We start from the raw sequence: 18165 nt of genomic DNA on the forward strand, positions 1-18165 counted from the left end.
GTATGGGCCTGCGCCGACAGTTTGAGGTGGAGCCGCCGGTATGTGCACAAGAGCGGGCCACCGCCGTGAACATCATACCGCGATCCGAACAGATATTCGATTATCCGTCGCGCCGCGCGTGTCCGTCCGACCCGGTCCGAGGACGCGCTCCCGGCGGTCACCGGGGCTTGACGTCGCGGCCGAGCCAGCGCTCCCGCGGCACGTCCTGGATGCGGCACACCGCCTCCCAGACCGCCTTCGGGTCGACGCCCGCCGCGAGGGCCTCGACCGCCGTCCTGTCGCCCAGGCGGTCGACGACCAGGTCCCGGGCGAGCGTCCTCGAGTATCCCGCCCCGAATTCGTCGTCCATCAGCCGCCAGAAGTCGCTCAACCGCATGTGCCGTTCCCTGCTCTCGTCGTCTCCGCGCCGCCGACCCCTGCCGCGGTCCGGGCCTACCGCCGTACACGTCTCCTCCATTCTGCGCGCTCCGCCGCCGCGCGCGGGCACCGGAGCCCGCGCGCGGCCGGACCGGATGGCCGGACCGCCGAAAGTAGCGTCCCACCGCATGGTGTCCCGCGGACGCGTCACCCTACAATTGCCCCATGAACGCGAAGCCGAGTACCACAGACACCGAGCCGGGCCTCGCCGCGTACCCCGGGGACGATGCCGACACCGATGCGGCCATCGAAGCCCTGGAACAGCAGCTCAGCATGCTGTGGCGCCGCGCGCGGTCCAACTCCTACAAGGTGGCCCGCCGCGTGCACCCCGACATGGAGCCGGCAGCCTACGGGCTCCTCGTCATACTCCAGCGGGAGGGTTCCATGCGCCTCACGGACATCGCCGCCAGCGTGGGCGTCGGAAAGCCGTCCGTCAGCCGGCAGATCGCGATGCTCGAGCAGCTCGGGCTGGTGCAGAAGGAGGCCGATCCGCTCGACGGCCGGGCGCAGGCCATCTCCCTGACGGAGGCCGGCACGCGTCAGCTCGTGGCCGCGCAGTCCGCGCGCAAGCAGGCGTTCCACCAGCTCATGGAGGACTGGGACGTGGACGACCTGACGCGCCTCGGCACGCTGATCGCCCAGCTGAATAACACGTACACCAAGGACAACTGGTAGCAGACGGACAACTGGAAGCAGACGGCAGGAAGGCCCGTCCCCTTGGGGGACGGGCCTTCCTTGTGGGGTCGTGCGGGGAATCAGCGGTTCGTGGCCGCTAGTCCCCGACGGAAGTCGTCGTTCAGTTCGTCGGTGAGGTCGTCCCCGAACTCCTGGGAGAATTCCTGCGGGATGGTATCCGGGATGGAGACGCCTTCTGCTACTGCCAGTCGGTCGCTGACTTCCCGCAGCATCGAGGAAAGGGGCACCTCGAGTGCGCTGCAGATCGATGAGAGGAGTTCAGAGGATGCTTCCTTCTGGCCACGCTCAACCTCGCTGAGGTATCCGAGGGAGACCCTCGCACTGTGCGACACCTCTCGCAGGGTACGGCCCTGGCGCTGGCGGACGTCACGCAGGACGTCGCCGATCTCATGGCGAAGAACTACCATCTTGCGCTCCTTAGGCTTGCGTTGTGCATCATCTGCCAACCCCACATCACGCCAACGGACTACGCCGTTTACGGATACGGGTTGCTTTGCCATCTGTATCGCCTTGCTCCCTCATAAATGGGCACCGCCCGGACGGACGTGTGCACCGTGATGATGACCTGGCCGTTCTGCTTGAGCCTGAGTCGCCCACCCTATCAACGGCAGGCACTGTTTATAACTACCCCCGCGCACGGTTTGTTCCCCTGGACAGGGTCCCGAGGAGCTCCGAGAGCGCGGCGTCGCGGGAGGCGCTGCGGATCTCGTCGCGACCGCCGGAGAAGTGGTGCTCGCGTGCTTCCGCGCCCGAGACCGACGAGATCGCCGTGAACACGGTGCCGACGGGCTTCCCCTCGTGTGCGGCGGGTCCGGCGACGCCGGTGGTCGCGACGCCGATGTCGGCCGAAAAGGCCTCCCGCGCCCCGCGCGCCATCGCCTCGGCCACGCGGGGATCGACGGCGCCGGCCTCGGCGAGGAGCCGGGGGTCGACGCCCAGGAGGTTCTGCTTGACGGATATTTGATAGGCCACTATGCCGCCCTGCAGGACGGACGAGGCGCCGGGCACCTCCGCGAGGGCCGCCGCGACCATCCCGGCCGTCAGGGATTCCGCCGTTGCCACGGTGAGGCCCAGCCGGGTGGCGAGGGCGACGACGTCGGACGCGAGCTGCGCGCCGGTCATTTCCGCGCGTCCGCCCGGAGGCGGACGGCCTGCACGACGTAGTCCACGCCGGTCACCACCGTGATGACGACGGCGGCCGCCATGACCGAGGCCGAGAGCCACCAGGCCCAGTCCCCCAGCAGGGCCTGCAGCGGCAGCAGGAAGAGCAGGATGGCGACGGTCTGGACGACGGTCTTGAGCTTGCCGCCGCGGGAGGCGGGCATGACGCCGTACCGGATGACCGCGAAGCGCAGGAGCGTGATGCCGATCTCGCGGACGAGGATGACGATCGTCACCCACCACCAGAGCTCCCCCAGGACGGAGAGCAGCACCAGCGCGGAGCCGATGAGGAGCTTGTCGGCGATAGGATCGGCGATCTTGCCGAAGTCGGTGATGAGCCCGCGGCTGCGCGCCAGGTCACCGTCGAGCTTGTCCGTGTAGATCGCGACCACGAAGGTGAGGACCGCGAGCCAGCGGAACAGCCCGGCCTGCCCGTCGTCGAGCAGGAGGAACCAGATGAAGAACGGGACGAGCAGGATCCGCACGACGGTGAGGACGTTCGCGATGTTCAGGACCGGCACCGCCGGGCTCGGGGAGCTGTTCACCATGTCAGGCTACCTGCCGGTGAGGTTCCAGGCGTCCTCGCCGCCGTCGTCGTCGGATCCGCCGGAGGTGTCCGCGTCGTCGTAGTAGTCGACGGCCTGCGGTCGCGACGCGAGGTCCTCGGCAACGAGGTCCACCGGCCCCGGGGCGGGGCGGGGCGCGGCCGGCGGCTCGTCCCCGCGCATCGCGGCGAGGACCGGCTCGAGGTCGTCCGGCTTGACGAGGACGTCGCGGGCCTTCGAGCCCTCCGACGGGCCGACGACGCCGCGGGACTCGAGGAGGTCCATGAGCCGTCCCGCCTTCGCGAAGCCCACGCGGAGCTTGCGCTGCAGCATCGAGGTGGAGCCGAACTGCGTGGTGACGACGAGCTCGGTGGCCTGCAGCAGCACCTCGAGGTCGTCCCCGATGTCGTCGTCGATCTGCTTCTTGGGCGCCTCCACGGCGACGTCCTCGCGGTAGGTGGCCTGCAGCTGGCCCTTCACGTGCTCCACGACGCGGTGGATCTCGGACTCCGTGACCCAGGCCCCCTGCACACGCATGGGCTTGGAGGCGCCCATCGGCAGGAACAGGGCGTCGCCCTGGCCGATCAGCTTCTCGGCGCCGGGCTGGTCGAGGACCACGCGGGAGTCCGTGACGGAGGACGTCGCGAAGGCCATGCGCGACGGGACGTTCGCCTTGATCAGGCCGGTGACGACGTCCACCGACGGCCGCTGGGTCGCGAGGACGAGGTGGATGCCGGCGGCACGCGCGAGCTGCGTGATCCTCACGATCGAGTCCTCGACGTCGCGGGGCGCCACCATCATGAGGTCGGCGAGCTCGTCCACGATGACCAGGAGGTACGGGTAGGGACGGACCACGCGCTTGGAGCCCTCGGGCGGGACCACCTTGCCGTTCCGCACCGCCTTGTTGAAGTCGTCGATGTGCTTGTAGCCGTAGTTCGCGAGGTCGTCGTAGCGCGTGTCCATCTCGCGGACCACCCACTGCAGCGCCTCGGCGGCCTTCTTGGGGCTCGTGATGATCGGCGTGATGAGGTGCGGCACGCCCTCGTAGGCCGTCAGCTCCACGCGCTTCGGGTCCACCATGACCATGCGCACCTCGTCGGGGGTGGACCGCATGAGGATGGAGGTGATCATCGAGTTCACGAAGGAGGACTTGCCCGCGCCGGTCGCGCCGGCGACCAGGAGGTGCGGCATCTTGGCGAGGTTCGCGACGACGAATCCGCCCTCGACGTCCTTGCCGACACCCATGACCATCGGGTGGTCGGTCTTGCGGGCGTTGCCGGAGCGCAGCACGTCACCGAGGGACACGGTCTCGCGGTCCGTGTTGGGGATCTCGATGCCGATGGCCGACTTGCCGGGGATGGGCGAGAGGATGCGCACGTCGGAGCTGGCGACGGCGTAGGAGATGTTCTTCGACAGGGCGGTGACCCGCTCCACCTTGGTGCCGGGTGCGAGCTCGATCTCGTACCGCGTGACCGTCGGGCCACGCGAGAACCCGGTGACCTTCGCGTCCACGTTGAACTGGTCCAGGGTGTGCGTGAGCGCGGCGACGACGGCGTCGTTGGCCTCCGAGCGCTCCTTCGGCGGGGTGCCGGCCGGCAGGTAGTCCGACGGCGGCAGCGTGTAGGCGACGTCGCCGGCGAGCTGCAGCTGCTCGGTGCGCTGCGGGATGGGCGTCGGCGGGACCTGCGGCTGCACCGGCGTGGAGGGGACGATGATCGCCTTCGCGGCGGGGACCATGTCGATGGCCTCCGTGGCGCCCTCGGGTGCGCGTTCCGGCGCCTCCGTGGGCGGAACGCGGCTCGCCTGCGACCGCTTGATCTCCTCGGCGGCGAGTTCCTGCCTCGTCGGACGGCGGACACCGGGCGGCACGGCGGCCTCGGCCTCGCGGGCGCGGCGCTCCTCGTCCTCGATGACGGCGCGCTCGAAGGCCTCGTCGCCCACGTAGCCGTCGGCGTCCGGCCCCTCCTCCGCGTGCTCGGCATCGAAGGGCGCGTCCGTCTTCTCCTTGCCGAACAGGCGCTTGCGCTTCTTCGGCTCCGGCTTCGCCGTGGCGCCGTGCGCCTCGTAGAGGTAGCTCTGGTCGTGGCCGTCGTCGCGCGTGTGCCGGGCGTCGTCGGGGTCCTGGCCCATCAGGTGCTCGTAGAGCGCGCGCAGGCGGGCGGGGATGTGGCGGAAGGGCGTCGCGGTGACGATCAGCAGGCCGAGGAGGATCGCGGCGCCGAGCAGCAGGCCGACCGGCCACGCTGTCAGGACGCTGCTGAGGGGTCCGGCGACGAGGAAGCCCACGACACCGCCCGCGCGCCAGAGGGCGTCCAGCCCGTCCTGGAGACCCGGCTGCCCGCCGACGAGGTGCGCTATCCCGGAACCGGCGAAGAGGATGACGAGCAGGCCGATACTGATGCGGTTGTTGGCCCGGTGGCGCTCCGGGTACCGGAACAGGCGGACGGCGCCGATACCGAGCAGGAAGGGGACGAGCAGGGCCATCCAGCCGAAGGTCCCCCCGGCTGCGGCGTGCACGATGTCCGCGGGTGCGCCGCCGAGGGCCCACCACTCGACGGCGGCGACGGCGAGGGCGAGCAGGAGGAGGAACAGGCCGGAACCGTCGCGCCGGAGCTCCCGCTCGGGGTTCACCGTGTGACCGAAGGCCCGGACGCCGGACCCGACGACGCCTGCGGCACCCATCCAGACGGCCTGGACCGCGCGCACGGGGAGGGCGGGGCGGTCGTCCTGCCGCGGTTCGGGGGCGACCGGCGCCTGCCGGGTCTTCGCCGGGGCGCGGGTGGCGCCCTTCGCGGGCGCCTTCCCGCGGGAGGTCCCTGCAGCGGCGGACGCTCCCCTGCTGCGGGTCTGCTGCTGGCCCCGCGGGGCAGGGGAGGTTCGAGTGGCCATGCACTCCACGGTACCGGACGGCGTCGCCCAACCGGCGGATCCCGGCCCCCCGCGGGGACGGTGTGACCGGCCGGGAACTACCGGTCTCCCGCCGGTCCCGTGCCCGGGTCAGGCCTCCAGGACCACCGGGATGATCATGGGGCGCCTGCGGTAGCGCCGGTTGACCCAGGTGCCGACGGTCCGCCGGACGACCTGCTGGAGCTGGTACGTGGTGTGCTCGGTGGTGTTCGTCACGGCGTCCTCGAGGGCGGCGCTGATCCTCGGTCTGATCTCGTCGAAGACGGACTCGTCCTCGGCGAACCCCCGCGCGTGGATGTCCGGGCCGGAGACGATCTTGCCGGTGGTGCGGTTGACGACCGTGATGATCGAGATGAAGCCCTCCTCGCCGAGGATGCGGCGGTCCTTGAGGTCGGCGTCCGTGATCTCGCCGACGCTGGAGCCGTCCACGTAGACGTAGCCGCACTCCACGGCTCCGACGACGCGGGCGGTGCCGTCCACGAGGTCGATCACGGAGCCGTCCTCCGTCAGCAGGACGTTCGACGCCGGCACGCCGGTCTGATGCGCGAGCTTGCCGTTCGCGATGAGGTGGCGTGTCTCGCCGTGCACGGGCATGACGTTCCGCGGGCGGAGGATGTTGTAGCAGTAGAGGAGCTCGCCGGCCGCGGCGTGGCCGGACACGTGCACCTTCGCGTTGCCCTTGTGGATCACGTCGGCGCCGAGCTTCAGGAGCCCGTTGATCACCCGGTACACCGCGTTCTCGTTGCCGGGGATCAGCGAGGACGCGAGGATCACGGTGTCGCCCTCCCCGACCGTGATGCGGTGGTCGCCGTTCGCCATCCGGGACAGTGCCGCCATGGGTTCGCCCTGGGAGCCCGTGGACATGAGGACCACGCGGTCGTCGGGCAGGTCGTCCACGTTCTTGATGTCCACGAGGATGCCGTCCGGCACCCTGAGGTAGCCGAGCTTCTCCGCGATGGCCATGTTCCGCACCATCGACCGACCGGCGAAGCAGACGAAGCGGCCGTGGGCGTGCGCGGCGTCGAGCACCTGCTGCACGCGGTGCACGTGGGAGGAGAACGACGCGACGATGATGCGCTTGCGCACCTGCCCGAACAGGTTCTCCAGCACGGGGCCGATCTCGCGTTCGGCCGTCGTGAAGCCCGGGACGTCGGCGTTGGTGGAGTCGACCATGAACAGGTCCACGCCCTCCTCGCCGAGCCGGGCGAAGGCCCGCAGGTCCGTGATGCGGCCGTCGAGGGGCAACTGGTCCATCTTGAAGTCGCCGGTGTGCAGGACCGTGCCCGCCTCGGTGCGGAGGAACACGGCCAGGGCGTCCGGGATGGAGTGGTTGACGGCGACGAACTCACACTCGAAGGGGCCGAGCTGCTCGATCTGCCCCTCCGAGACCGTGAGCGTGTACGGGCGGATGCGGTGCTCCTGCAGCTTCGCCTCGACGAGGGCGAGGGTCAGCTGGGAGCCGATGACCGGGATGTCGGCCTTGAGCCGCAGCAGGTACGGGACGGCCCCGATGTGGTCCTCGTGCCCGTGCGTGAGGACGAGGCCGACGACGTCGTCGAGCCGGTCCTCGATGTAGGAGAAGTCGGGCAGGATCAGGTCGACGCCGGGCTGGTTCTCCTCGGGGAACAGCACCCCGCAGTCGACGATCAGGAGCTTGCCGCCGATCTCGAAGACGGCCATGTTCCGGCCGATCTCCCCGAGGCCGCCGAGCGGCACCACCCGGAGGGTACCCGGCTCGAGCGCCGGCGGGAGGGCCGGCCGCGTGGCGGGAGGGGCGTCGCTCATGCGCCCGACTCCCGGCCGGACGACGACGCCGGGTCCCAGCCGGTGCCGGCGAGATCGGCGAGGACCGCCTCGAGTTCGTGCGGCTCGGGCCCGACGAGGGGCAGGCGCACGACCGCGTTCGGCAGCACGCCCTGCAGGTGCAGGATCTCCTTGGCCGAAACCGCGCCCGGGATGTGCGTCATCACCGCCCGGATCACGGGATCGAGCTCGAAGTGGACCCGGCGGGCCTCCGCGAGATCCCCGGCGGCCACCGCGTCCACAAGGGCCCGGAAGGCCCGTGTGGCCACCTGCGCGGTGACGCTGACGACGCCGACCGCCCCCGCGGCCATCCACGGCAGGGTGAGGCCGTCGTCGCCGCAGTAGACGTCGAGGTCGGTGGCGGCGAGGACCCGGGTGATGGCGGCGAAGTCCGCCTTCGCGTCCTTCAGGGCGCCGATCCTCGGGTTCTCGGCGAGCCGCAGGATCGTCTCGGTGGTGATGGGGATCCCGGAGCGGCCGGGGATGTCGTAGACCATGACCGGCAGGTCGCTGGCCGCCGCGACGGCCTCGAAGTGGGCCAGCACACCGGACTGGGTGGGCTTGTTGTAGTACGGCGTCACGACGAGCTGCGCGTGGGCGCCCGCCCGTTCGGCACGCCGTGCCATCTCGACGGAGTGCGAGGTGTGGTTCGTGCCGGTACCCGCGATGACGCGCGCCCGGTCGCCCACCGTCTCGGCGACCACGCGGTAGAGGTCCTCCTTCTCGGAGTCCTCCAGCGTGGACGTCTCCCCCGTGGTGCCCGACACCACGAGCCCGTCGCAGCCGTCGTCGACCAGGCGGGCGGCGAGGGCGGCGGTGGCGTCGAAGTCCACGGCGCCGTCGGCGGTGAAGGGCGTGACCATCGCCGTGACGAGGGAACCGAACGGGAGCATGCGTGAGGGGGTGTCGACCATGGGGAAAACGTTACCCGCTCGCGCGGTGCCCGGTGGGACGGCCACCTGTTGGCACGCGGTGCGCACAGGACGGCAGGGGGTGCCTGTGGGACCATGGCGGGATGCACACGACGTCCGCTCCCCGGCGGCTGACCGGGATCGACGCCGCCCGCGGCGTGGCGCTCTTCGGCATGATGAGCACCCACGTCCTGCCGCTCTACGCGCCGGGCACCATCGAGGCCACCTGGACGGCCCAGGTCTTCTCCGGCCGCGCGTCGGGGCTGTTCGCCGTCGTCGCCGGCATCGGCCTGGCCCTCCTGACGGGAGGCCGCTCGCCGCACCGCGACCGCCTGCTGTCCGCGGACCGGACCGGCATCGCCGTGCGGGCCGTGATCATCGCCCTGATCGGCCTCGTCCTCGGCGGCGTGGAGACGAACATCGCGATCATCCTGTTCCACTACGGCGTGCTCTTCCTCCTCGCCCTGCCCTTCACGGGCCTCCGGGTCCGGCCGCTCGCGGCGTGGGCCGCGGGATGGGTGCTCCTGGCGCCCGTCGCGGCCTACCTGCTGCGCCCGATCGTGACGGCGGGCGTCGTGCCGTCGTCGGTCGGCGGTAATCCCGTCTTCGAGCACTTCCTCGAGCCGCAGACGCTGGCCGCGGACATCTTCCTGACCGGCTACTACCCGGTGCTGCAGTGGCTCGGTTTCCTCCTGGTCGGCATGGTGATCGGGCGGCTGGACCTCTCCCGGCTCGGCGTGCAGCTGGCCCTGCTCGGGGCCGGGATCGTCGCCGCGGTCGGCGCGCGGTTCGTGAGCGCGCAGCTGCTGGGGCCCGGCGGCGGGCTCGCCGCGCTCCTCGCGACGCCCGAGGGCACCCGCTACCCGCTCGAGGCGATGCTCGACGTCGGACTCGCCGGCGTGGAGCAGTCGGGTTCGTGGTGGTGGCTGGCCGTCAGCGCACCCCACTCGGGCACCACCCTGGACCTGGTACACGTGGCCGGGTCGGCCGCGGCCGTCGTCGCGGTGTGCCTCCTGCTGACGCGGCGGTTCCGGCAGGCGCTCCTGCCCCTCTCGGCGCCGGGCGCCATGACGCTGACGCTCTACACCCTCCACGTCTGCGTGATGAGCTGGGCGGACCAGCTGGTGCCCCTGCCGGACCCGGTGCCGCTGTTCTGGGTGCAGGTGGTCGTGGCGGTCGCGATCGGCATCCTCTTCCAGCGCGTGCACTCGCGCGGCCCGCTCGAGCTCCTCACCTCCGGGGCCGCGAACGCGGCGCGCGAGGGCCGTGCCGAGGTGCGGCGCTAGACGTAGCGCTGGATGTCCCGCTGGATGTCCCGCGCGACATACCGCTCGACGTACTGCTAGACGGCGGCGTCCTGCCGGTACAGCTTCGCGGCGTCGCGCATGGCCTTGCGCGCCCGCTTGCGGTCGCCGGCGGCGTCGTAGGCGCACGAGAGCCGGAACCAGCTGCGCCAGTTCCCGGGATCGGCCTCGACCTCGGCCTGGTAGGCGGGGAACGCGCTGTCCGCGGCGGAGCGCACGATCCGGCCGGAGGGTGTCCGCGGCAGGTCGTCGACGGGCAGCCCGCCCTCGCCCTCGAGCTGTCGCGCCATGCGCTGCGTCTGCGCGCCGAAGAGCAGCTCGCGGATCAGCGCCCACGCGCCGATGCAGGGCAGCAGGAGGTAGCCGGCGCCGATGGCCTTCGCGACCGGCTCCGGGTCGCCGAGGAGCAGGAAGCTGCGCTGGAAGGCCACGGCGAGCCAGAAGACGAGCAGGGCCGTGACGAGCAGGACGCCGAGCCGGACCTTGTACTTCCGGTAGAATTCCACCGCGCTCACCGGCTCCCGCCGGCCTGCAGGTCGAGGTAGCCGTCGAGGCCGACCGTCAGGCCGGGATGGTCGGCCACGGACCGGATCCCGAGGAGGACACCGGGCATGAAGGACGCGCGGTCGTAGGAGTCGTGCCGGATGGTCAGCTGCTCCCCCGGGCTGCCGAGCAGCACCTCCTGGTGCGCCGTGAGCCCGCGGAGGCGCACGGAGTGCACGGCGATGCCGTCGACAGTGGCCCCGCGGGCGCCGTCGAGCGTGTCGCGCGTCGCGTCGGGCCCGGCCGGGACACCGGCGTCGGTCCGGGCCGCGGCCATGAGCTGTGCGGTCCGGACGGCGGTGCCCGAGGGGGCGTCCACCTTGTCCGGGTGGTGCAGCTCCACGATCTCGACGGACTCGAAGTAGCGCGCCGCGGTCGCGGCGAACGCCGTGGCGAGCACGGAGCCGAGGGCGAAGTTCGGGGCGATCAGGACCCCCGTGGCGGGCGAGGCCGCCAGCAGGGACCGGAGGCGCTCGAGCCGTTCCGCGGACCAGCCCGTCGTCCCGACCACGGCGTGCATGCCGTGCTCGACGGCGAAGGCGACGTTGTCGAAGGTGGCGTCGGGCACGGTCAGGTCGACGACGACCCGCGCCCCCGCGGATACGAGGGAGTCGAGCGGGTCGCTGCTGCCGAGGGCCGCGACGAGCTCGAGGTCGGGTGCCGCCTCGACGGCGCGGACGGCCTCGGCGCCCATGCGGCCCCGGGCTCCGAGGACGGCGACGGGCAGGTGTTCGGTCATGCGGTCAACCCTACTGTTCAGCCCCTGCGCCGACCCACTCCACGGTCCCGTCCGTGAAGAACTGCTCCTTCCAGATGGGGACCCGCTCCTTCACGAGGTCCACGAGGTCCGAGCACGCCCGGAACGCCTCCCCGCGGTGTGCGGCACCGACGGCGGCGACGAGCGCCTGGTCGCCGATGGCGAGGGGCCCGATGCGGTGCGCCACCCAGATGCGGACGCCGTCGTGCCGGGCGGCGATCTCCTCGGCGACCTCGCGGATGACCCGTGCCGCGCTCGGGTGCGCGGAGTAGCTCAGGGAGTCGACGGCACGCCCGCCGTCGTGGTCCCGGACCACGCCGCTGAAGCCGACGACTGCGCCGCAGGACGGGGAGTCGACGCCGGCGTGGGCCTCCTCCGGGGTGATCGGGGTGGCGGCGACGGCGGCATGCACGACTTCACCGGTGGTCATGGTGGCCCTCCAGCTGGGAGCAGATGTGGTCGATGAGCGGTGCGAGCACGGCGAGCCCGTCGCGCACGCCGCCGGGCGACCCTGGCAGGTTGATCACGAAGGTCGACCCCGCGGTGCCGGCGAGGCCCCGGCTGAGGGCCGCGGTGGGGACCGCCTCCGCGCCGGCGCGGCGGATCGCCTCCATGATTCCGGGCAGGCTGCGGGTCAGGTAGGGGGCCGTCTGCTCGGGGGTGGCGTCGTCGGGGCTGATCCCGGTGCCGCCGCTCGTGATGAGGACGGCCGGGCGGGCCTCGAGCGCGGCGCCGATCGCGGCTCCCACGGCCTCGCCGTCGGGCACCACGACGGCGTCGGCGACCGCGAAGTCGTGCCGGTAGAGCCAGTCCGCGATGGCGGGCCCGCACTCGTCCTCGTAGGTGCCGGCGGCGGCGCGGGTCGAGGCGATGACCACGGCGGCGGTGCGCAGCGTCGTCATACGGCCCAGTCCCCGCTCTTCCCGCCGGACTTGGAGAGCACGCGGGTGCCGTTGATGACGGCGTGCCGGTCCACGGCCTTGATCATGTCGTACAGGGTGAGGGCCGCGACGGACGCGGCCGTGAGGGCCTCCATCTCCACCCCGGTGAGGGCGGTCGTCCGCACGAGCGCACTGATCCTGACACGTCCGCCGTCGGGCTCGAAGTCCACGGTGACCTTCGAGAGCGGCAGCGGATGGCACAGCGGGATCAGCGACGAGGTCTGCTTGGCGGCCATGATGCCGGCGATCCGGGCGACCGCGAGGGCGTCGCCCTTCGGCAGGTCCCCCTCCGTGATGAGCGCGACGACGTCGGCCCGGGTCTCGAGGACGGCTTCGGCGACGGCCTCGCGGACGGTGGCCTGCTTGCCGGAGACATCGACCATGTGGGCGGTGCCGTCGGCGCGGACGTGGGACAGTGTGCCGGCGGACGGCGGGGCGGGCGGGTGCGTGCTCATGGGTGGATCCTTTCTGCGGAGACCATTCAACCAGTCCCGGCGGCCTCGGTCCCGGCGTCCTCCAGGACGAGGACGTCCTCGACGGCGAAGGGGTCCGTGGGCACGGGGCCGGTGAGCGTGACCTCCACGGTGTCCCCCGCCGCCAGCGCCGCGACCCCTGCGGGCACGTGGACGAGGCAGTTGGAGGCGGCGAGGGCGTGCAGGAGGTGGGAATCGGGCCCGCCCACGAGGGCCACCTTTCCGTCCCGGTAGAGCCCGCGGCGCACCTGGTGCTTGGCGGCGGGGCTGTCGAGGCCGTCGACGAGGACGGCGTCGAACACGGGACGCGGAGCCGGGGCTCCGGTCAGCTGGTGGAGGGCGGGGCGGAGGAACATCTCGAAGGAGACGAGGGCGCTGACGGGGTTGCCGGGGAAGCCGAGGAACGGGATGCCCGAGAGGGTGCCGTGGGCCTGCGGGCCGCCCGGCTGCAGTGCCACCGAGGAGAACTCGACCGTGCTGTCCGCCAGCGCCTGCTTGACCACCTCGTAGGCGCCCTGGCTGATCCCGCCCGTGCTGAGGACGAGGTGGGTGCTGCCCGCGGGGATCGCCGCGAACGCGTCCTGCAGGACGGCGGGATCGTCGCCGAGCAGCCGGTGGCGGGTGACCAGGGCCCCGGCCTCGCGCAGTGCCGCCTCGAGGAGGGTGGAGTTGGCGTCGTAGATCGCGCCGGGAGCCAGCGGCGTGCCGGGTTCGGCGACCTCGTCGCCCGTGGAGAGCAGCAGCACGCGGAAGCGGGGGCGCACGCGGACCGTGCCGACGCCGCAGGCCGCAAGGAGGCCAAGCTGCGCGGGGCCGAGCAGCGTGCCCGCCGGCAGGGCCGTGGCGCCCTCGGCGATGTCGCTGCCGGCCCGGCGGACGAACAGGCCCGGCGCGGTGTCGCCGGGCAGCCGGACGGCGACCGGCCCGGAGGCCCGCTCCGCCACGGAGTGGAACTGCGCCGGGTCGGCGCGTTCGATGGGCACGACGGCGGCCGCGCCGTCGGGCAGCATGGCGCCCGTCATGATGGGCGCGGCCGTGCCCGGCTGCAGGGGCGGCGGCACCGAGCCGGCGGGGATGGCGTCGGCGACGAGGAGGGCGGCGGTGGCCCCGAGGTCGTCGGCGTGCACCGCGTACCCGTCCATCTGCGAGTTGTCGAAGGGCGGCAGGCTCACGGGTGCCTGGATGTCCTCGGCCAGGGCGCGGCCCTGCGCGTCGACGAGCGGGAGGACCTCCGGAGCGGAGCGGTCGTACCCGCTGCTCCAGCGCAGGAGGCCGGCGACGGCGGACCGGTGTTCGGCGACGGTTCTTCTCATGGCTGCCCTCCGCGGCTCCGGTCTAGGTCACCGTGAACGTTACCGTGTGCAGCCCCTCGGCACCGTCAGGCGCGGGCGCCACGGAGGCCTCCGACTGGATGCCTCCCGCGCGGTCCATGGCCCGCGACTGCAGGGTGTGCGTGCCTGCCTCCAGCTGCAGCGTGGCGCGGTACTGGCACCAGGTGTCGGCGGAGATCGGCGTAGCGAGCGTCGCGCGCTCCCACGCGCCGCCGTCGACCCTCACCTCCACGGCCTCCACGCCCGTGTGCTGCGCCCACGCCACGCCCCCGACGACGACCTCGCCCGCCGTCACGCGGGCATTGGCGCGCGGCACGTCGATGCGGGACGAGGTCTTGACGGGACCGCGCTCGGACCAGCCGCGCGTGGACCAGTAGGCGCGGTCATCGGCGAAGCGGGTGACCTTCAGTTCGCTCACCCACTTCGTCGCCGACACGAAGCCATAGAGGCCCGGCACGACCAGGCGCACCGGGAAGCCGTGCTCCACGGGCAGGGGCTCGCCGTTCATGCCGACCGCCAGGAGGGAGTCCCGGGCGTCCGTCAGCGCCTCGATCGGCGTTCCGGCCGTGAACCCGTCGACGCTGCGCGACAGGACCATGTCCGCTCCCGGCCGCACGCCTGCGCGGGCCAGGAGCTCCCGGACCGGCCAGCCGAGCCAGCGGGCATTGCCGGTGAGGTCCCCGCCGACGGTGTTGGAGACACAGGCGAGCGTGACGTAGCGCTCCACCAGGGGCAGGGCGAGGAGCTCGTCGAAGGTGAGCTCGATCTCGCGGTCCACGAGCCCGGTGACCCTCAGTGACCACTGCGCCGGGTCGACGACCGGCACCACGAGGGCCGTGTCGATCCGGTAGAAGTCGTCCGACGGTGTCACGAGGCCGGTGATACCCTCGACGTCCAGCTCGGCGCCCGCGGGGATGACCGACCCCGCCGGGGGCGGCGCCCCGGCCGCCGCCGGGGCGGGGAGCCGCACGGCGGCACGCTGCCCGGCCACGGTGGACTGCGAGGAGCGCACGCGGGCCGCCACCGCACCCGTGGCCACGGCGACGACGGCCGCCCCCGATGCTCCCTGGAGGAACCGGCGGCGTGCCGGGAGCGGGTCCGCGCCGCCGCCGCCGGACGCCCCGGCCCAGGCGCGCAGCGCCCGCACGAGGGCGTCGAGCACGAGCACCGCGAGCACCACGGCGAGCACGGGCGCCGCGAACGACACGAGGGACGACTGCGGCCGCGAGGCGACGGCGAGGACACCGAGGACACCGAACCCCACGACGAGCGCGCGCCCCGCGAACGGCCTGCGGTCCTCCAGGACGCCGGCCGCGAGGGCGAGGACCGCGATCACCGCGGCGATGGCCGTGAGGAGGACGGCCTTGTCCGCCGTGCCGAACCGGGCGATCGCCCAGTCCTTGACGCCGGGCGGCAGGAGGTCGATCACGGCGGAACCCACGGCGCTGACCGGGGTCACCGAAGGGCTCAGGGCAGCGGCGGCCAGTTCGCCGCCGATCACACCGAGACCGACCGCGAGGGCCCCGGAGAGCGCTGCCCAGGTGCGCCGTCGGATCATTGCTGCCTTCCCGGCCCCGACGACGGTCCGTCGCCGAAAAGGACCACCCCTTACACGACCGCGGGCGCGGGCTGGTTCCCTGTCCGCGCGATAGGGTCACGGGGCCGGAAGGCGTACGCTCGTCCCATGGGAGTTCACCTCGGAATGCCGCGCGACGCCCGCGGGGACGCCCAAGGGCTCCTCGACGTCCACGGCCGACGCGCCACGGACATGCGACTGTCCCTCACGGACAAATGCAATCTGCGCTGCACCTACTGCATGCCCGCGGAGGGCCTCAACTGGCTGCAGAAGGACCAGGTCCTCACCCGCGCCGAGATCGTGCGCCTGGTCGGCATCGGCGTCGACCGGCTCGGCATCCGGGAGCTGCGCCTGACGGGGGGCGAGCCGCTCGTGCGCGCCGACCTCCTCGACATCATCCGGGACATCCGCGCCGACCACGCCGACCTGCCCATCTCCATGACGACGAACGCCCTGGGCCTGGACCGGCGCGCCGTGCAGCTGAAGGACGCCGGGCTGACCCGCATCAACGTCTCCATGGACTCGCTGCACCCGGAGACGTTCGCGCAGCTGACGCGCCGGCCGTTCCTCGACCGGGTCCTGAAGGGGATCGAGGCCGCCGCCGACGCCGGCCTGGGACTCGTCAAGATCAACGCCGTGCTCATGCGCGGCATCAACGACCACGAGGCACCGGACCTGGTGGCGTGGGCGGTGTCCCGCGGCTTCGAGCTCCGGTTCATCGAGCAGATGCCCCTCGACGCCGACCACGGCTGGACGAAGGAGGGCATGGTGACGGCCGCCGAGATGCGCGCACTCGTCGAGACGCGCTTCGTCCTCACGCCGGATCCCCGCACCCGCGACGGCGCCCCCGCCGAGCGGTGGGAGGTCCGGGCGAAGGAGGACCCCGACGCCGTCCTCGGCATCGTGGGGATCATCGCGTCCGTCACGGAGCCCTTCTGCGCCGACTGCCGCCGTACCCGCGTCACGGCGGAGGGCAAGGTGATGAGCTGCCTGTTCTCCCGCGAGGAGACGGACCTGCGCGGACTCCTGCGCTCCGGGGCGGACGACGACGCCGTCGCCCAGCGGTGGCGGGAAGCCATGTGGCTGAAGCCCCGGGCGCACGGCATGGACCACACGGGGCTCGGCTCCGACGACTTCGTGCAGCCCGACCGGTCGATGAGCGCCATCGGTGGCTGACGTGCTGGTGAGGTACTTCGGTGCGGCCCGCGCCGCGACCGGCGTCGACGAGGAACGCCTGCCGGGCGGCCGTACGCTCTCGGCCGTCATTGCGGACCTGCGCTCACGCCCCGCGGCGACGGCAGGGCCGTCCCTCGCGAAGGTCCTGGACCGCAGCAGCTTCCTCCTCAACGAGGTGGCGCTGCGCGATCCCGCGACGGTGCTGCAGGACGACGACGTGCTCGACGTCCTGCCGCCCTTCGCCGGCGGCTAGCGTGCGAAGTCCGCCGCGGAGTCGAACGGCCCGACGACGACCGTCGTGCGCGGCGCGGCGGCCAGCTCACGCGCCAGCGACTGCACCTCGTCGGCGGTGACGGACCGGATGCGGTCGAGCGACGTGTCCATGTCGACGAACTCCCCCGAGACCAGTTCCGAGCGTCCCAGCCGGGACATGCGGGAGCTGCTGTCCTCGAGGGCCATGACGAGTCCGCCCGAGAGCTGGCCGACCGCCTTGCGGAGCTCCTCCGCGTCGATGCCGTCGGCCGCCAGCCGGTCCAGCTCGGCTCCGAGCAGCTCGATGACCTGCCCGGTCTTGGCCGGTGAGCACCCGGCGTACATGCCGAAGTACCCGGCGTCGGCGTAGGCGGCCGAGAAGGAGTAGGTGGAGTAGACGAGGCCGCGCTTCTCCCGGATCTCCTGGAACAGCCGGGAGGACATCCCGCCGCCGAGGACGGCATTCAGGACGCTCATGGCGAACCGGCGCTCGTCCGTCGCGGTGAGGGACGGGCAGCCGATGAGGATGTTCGACTGTTCGACGGCCCGCCGGATCACGTGCGTGCCCGTCTCCCCCGTCACCGGGGCGGCGGCGGTGGAGCGGCGCGCCACGGGCAGTGCGCCCTCGTCCAGCGCCCAGCCGGCGGTCTCGAGCGCTTCCTGCACGAGCCGGCACACGATGTCGTGGTCGAGGCCGCCCGCGGCGGTGACCACGAGTTCGGCGGGGGTGTAGTAGCGCCGGTAGTGCGCGAGGACGGAGTCCCGCGGGACGGCCCGGATGGCCTCGGGGGTCCCGCCGATCGGGCGGCCGAGCGGGTGGTCCCCCAGTACCAGCTCGACGAACCTCTCGTGGGCGACGTCCGCCGGGTCGTCGCTGTCCATCGCGATCTCCTCGAGGATCACGTCGCGTTCCTGCTCGAGCTCCTCCGGGTCCAGCACGGCCGAGGTCACCATGTCGGCGATGACGTCGATGGCCATGGGCAGGTCGGAATCGAGGACCCGCGCGTAGTAGCAGGTGTTCTCCTTCGCGGTGGCGGCGTTCGATTCGCCGCCCACCTCGTCGAAGGCCGACGCGATGTCCATGGCGGAGCGGCGCGTGGTGCCCTTGAAGAGCAGGTGTTCGAGGAAGTGGGTGCTGCCGTGCTCGCCGTCGGCCTCGTCGCGGGATCCGACGCCCACCCAGAAGCCGATGGTGGCGGACCGCTGGCCGGGCATGGCCTCGGTGAGCACGCGCACCCCGCCGGGCAGCACGCTGCGCCGCACGACGTTGCCGCCCGGATCCCCGGCCACGAAGGTGGGGTCGAGGTCGTCGGCGCCCGTGCGGGGCGTCGGCAGCAGGGGAAGGGACACTACGGAGGACAGGGGCATCCTG

The 18165-nt window shown here is 72.3% G+C and carries 19 protein-coding genes; 4 read left to right on the forward strand and 15 right to left on the reverse strand.

Annotation, left to right across the window (positions count from 1 at the left end; all coding sequences use genetic code 11):
• Positions 1-157 precede the first annotated feature (157 nt).
• Positions 158-376: a DUF3046 domain-containing protein gene (locus AC4D2O_RS15300; protein WP_490908204.1), complete on the reverse strand. Its 219-nt coding sequence runs from the start codon at positions 374-376 to the stop codon at positions 158-160.
• Positions 377-582: 206 nt separating this feature from the next.
• Here AC4D2O_RS15300 and AC4D2O_RS15305 point away from each other — a divergent pair, with 206 nt between their 5' ends.
• Complete coding sequence (locus AC4D2O_RS15305; RefSeq protein ID WP_490908205.1) at positions 583-1092, forward strand: MarR family winged helix-turn-helix transcriptional regulator; 510 nt, start codon at positions 583-585, stop codon at positions 1090-1092.
• Positions 1093-1172: 80 nt separating this feature from the next.
• On the opposite strand, the gene AC4D2O_RS15310 is transcribed toward AC4D2O_RS15305, so the two are convergent.
• From AC4D2O_RS15310 to dapA, 6 genes are all read right to left on the reverse strand, one after another.
• Positions 1173-1613 carry a helix-turn-helix domain-containing protein gene (locus AC4D2O_RS15310; RefSeq protein ID WP_490908206.1) on the reverse strand — a complete coding sequence of 147 codons (441 nt, stop codon included), beginning with the start codon at positions 1611-1613 and terminating at the stop codon, positions 1173-1175.
• Positions 1614-1737: 124 nt separating this feature from the next.
• The gene (locus AC4D2O_RS15315) at positions 1738-2235 is read right to left on the reverse strand and encodes a CinA family protein (RefSeq protein WP_490908207.1); all 498 of its coding nucleotides are present in this window, start codon (positions 2233-2235) and stop codon (positions 1738-1740) included.
• Positions 2232-2822 carry a CDP-diacylglycerol--glycerol-3-phosphate 3-phosphatidyltransferase gene (gene pgsA / locus AC4D2O_RS15320; RefSeq protein ID WP_490908208.1) on the reverse strand — a complete coding sequence of 197 codons (591 nt, stop codon included), beginning with the start codon at positions 2820-2822 and terminating at the stop codon, positions 2232-2234. Before pgsA ends, AC4D2O_RS15315 begins: the two co-directional genes overlap by 4 nt.
• A 6-nt stretch (positions 2823-2828) precedes the next feature.
• On the reverse strand, positions 2829-5708 hold the full coding sequence (locus tag AC4D2O_RS15325) for an FtsK/SpoIIIE family DNA translocase (RefSeq protein ID WP_490908209.1): 2880 nt from the start codon (positions 5706-5708) through the stop codon (positions 2829-2831).
• 108 nt (positions 5709-5816) lie between these two features.
• Positions 5817-7511: a ribonuclease J gene (locus AC4D2O_RS15330; protein ID WP_490908210.1), complete on the reverse strand. Its 1695-nt coding sequence runs from the start codon at positions 7509-7511 to the stop codon at positions 5817-5819.
• The gene (gene dapA / locus AC4D2O_RS15335; protein ID WP_490908211.1) at positions 7508-8443 is read right to left on the reverse strand and encodes a 4-hydroxy-tetrahydrodipicolinate synthase; all 936 of its coding nucleotides are present in this window, start codon (positions 8441-8443) and stop codon (positions 7508-7510) included. The genes AC4D2O_RS15330 and dapA overlap by 4 nt, the downstream gene beginning before the upstream one ends.
• Positions 8444-8544: 101 nt before the next feature.
• Between dapA and AC4D2O_RS15340 the strand changes: the two genes are divergently transcribed.
• Positions 8545-9726, forward strand: a complete 1182-nt coding sequence (locus AC4D2O_RS15340; RefSeq protein WP_490908212.1) for a heparan-alpha-glucosaminide N-acetyltransferase domain-containing protein — start codon at positions 8545-8547, stop codon at positions 9724-9726.
• Between the two features lie 56 nt (positions 9727-9782).
• Here AC4D2O_RS15340 and AC4D2O_RS15345 read toward each other — a convergent pair whose 3' ends face one another.
• The 7 genes from AC4D2O_RS15345 to AC4D2O_RS15375 are packed head-to-tail and all read right to left on the reverse strand — an operon-like array spanning position 9783 to position 15347.
• Complete coding sequence (locus AC4D2O_RS15345) at positions 9783-10259, reverse strand: hypothetical protein (RefSeq protein WP_490908213.1); 477 nt, start codon at positions 10257-10259, stop codon at positions 9783-9785.
• Entirely contained in the window at positions 10256-11026 is a 771-nt protein-coding gene (gene dapB / locus AC4D2O_RS15350) for a 4-hydroxy-tetrahydrodipicolinate reductase (RefSeq protein ID WP_490908214.1), read from the reverse strand. The genes AC4D2O_RS15345 and dapB overlap by 4 nt, the downstream gene beginning before the upstream one ends.
• Before the next feature lie 10 nt (positions 11027-11036).
• Positions 11037-11474 (reverse strand): molybdenum cofactor biosynthesis protein MoaE, encoded by a 438-nt coding sequence (locus tag AC4D2O_RS15355; protein WP_490908215.1) that lies wholly within the window; start codon positions 11472-11474, stop codon positions 11037-11039.
• Positions 11461-11946 (reverse strand): MogA/MoaB family molybdenum cofactor biosynthesis protein, encoded by a 486-nt coding sequence (locus AC4D2O_RS15360; protein WP_490908216.1) that lies wholly within the window; start codon positions 11944-11946, stop codon positions 11461-11463. The genes AC4D2O_RS15355 and AC4D2O_RS15360 overlap by 14 nt, the downstream gene beginning before the upstream one ends.
• Positions 11943-12440, reverse strand: coding sequence for a cyclic pyranopterin monophosphate synthase MoaC (gene moaC / locus AC4D2O_RS15365; protein ID WP_490908217.1), 498 nt, complete (start codon positions 12438-12440; stop codon positions 11943-11945). The genes AC4D2O_RS15360 and moaC overlap by 4 nt, the downstream gene beginning before the upstream one ends.
• Positions 12441-12466: 26 nt before the next feature.
• Positions 12467-13771, reverse strand: a complete 1305-nt coding sequence (locus AC4D2O_RS15370; protein WP_490908218.1) for a molybdopterin molybdotransferase MoeA — start codon at positions 13769-13771, stop codon at positions 12467-12469.
• Positions 13772-13793: 22 nt separating this feature from the next.
• Positions 13794-15347 (reverse strand): molybdopterin-dependent oxidoreductase, encoded by a 1554-nt coding sequence (locus AC4D2O_RS15375; RefSeq protein WP_490908219.1) that lies wholly within the window; start codon positions 15345-15347, stop codon positions 13794-13796.
• A gap of 126 nt (positions 15348-15473) precedes the next feature.
• On the opposite strand from AC4D2O_RS15375, the gene moaA reads away from it, so the two are divergent.
• Both moaA and AC4D2O_RS15385 read left to right on the forward strand, forming a co-directional pair.
• Positions 15474-16541 (forward strand): GTP 3',8-cyclase MoaA, encoded by a 1068-nt coding sequence (gene moaA / locus AC4D2O_RS15380; protein WP_490908220.1) that lies wholly within the window; start codon positions 15474-15476, stop codon positions 16539-16541.
• Between the two features lies 1 nt (position 16542).
• On the forward strand, positions 16543-16794 hold the full coding sequence (locus AC4D2O_RS15385) for a MoaD/ThiS family protein (RefSeq protein ID WP_490908330.1): 252 nt from the start codon (positions 16543-16545) through the stop codon (positions 16792-16794).
• Here AC4D2O_RS15385 and AC4D2O_RS15390 read toward each other — a convergent pair.
• Entirely contained in the window at positions 16791-18161 is a 1371-nt protein-coding gene (locus tag AC4D2O_RS15390) for a M16 family metallopeptidase (RefSeq protein WP_490908221.1), read from the reverse strand. The two genes, AC4D2O_RS15385 and AC4D2O_RS15390, sit on opposite strands and share 4 nt — an antisense overlap.
• Positions 18162-18165 lie beyond the last annotated feature (4 nt).

This window comes from Arthrobacter sp. TJ-238, assembly GCF_058269215.1.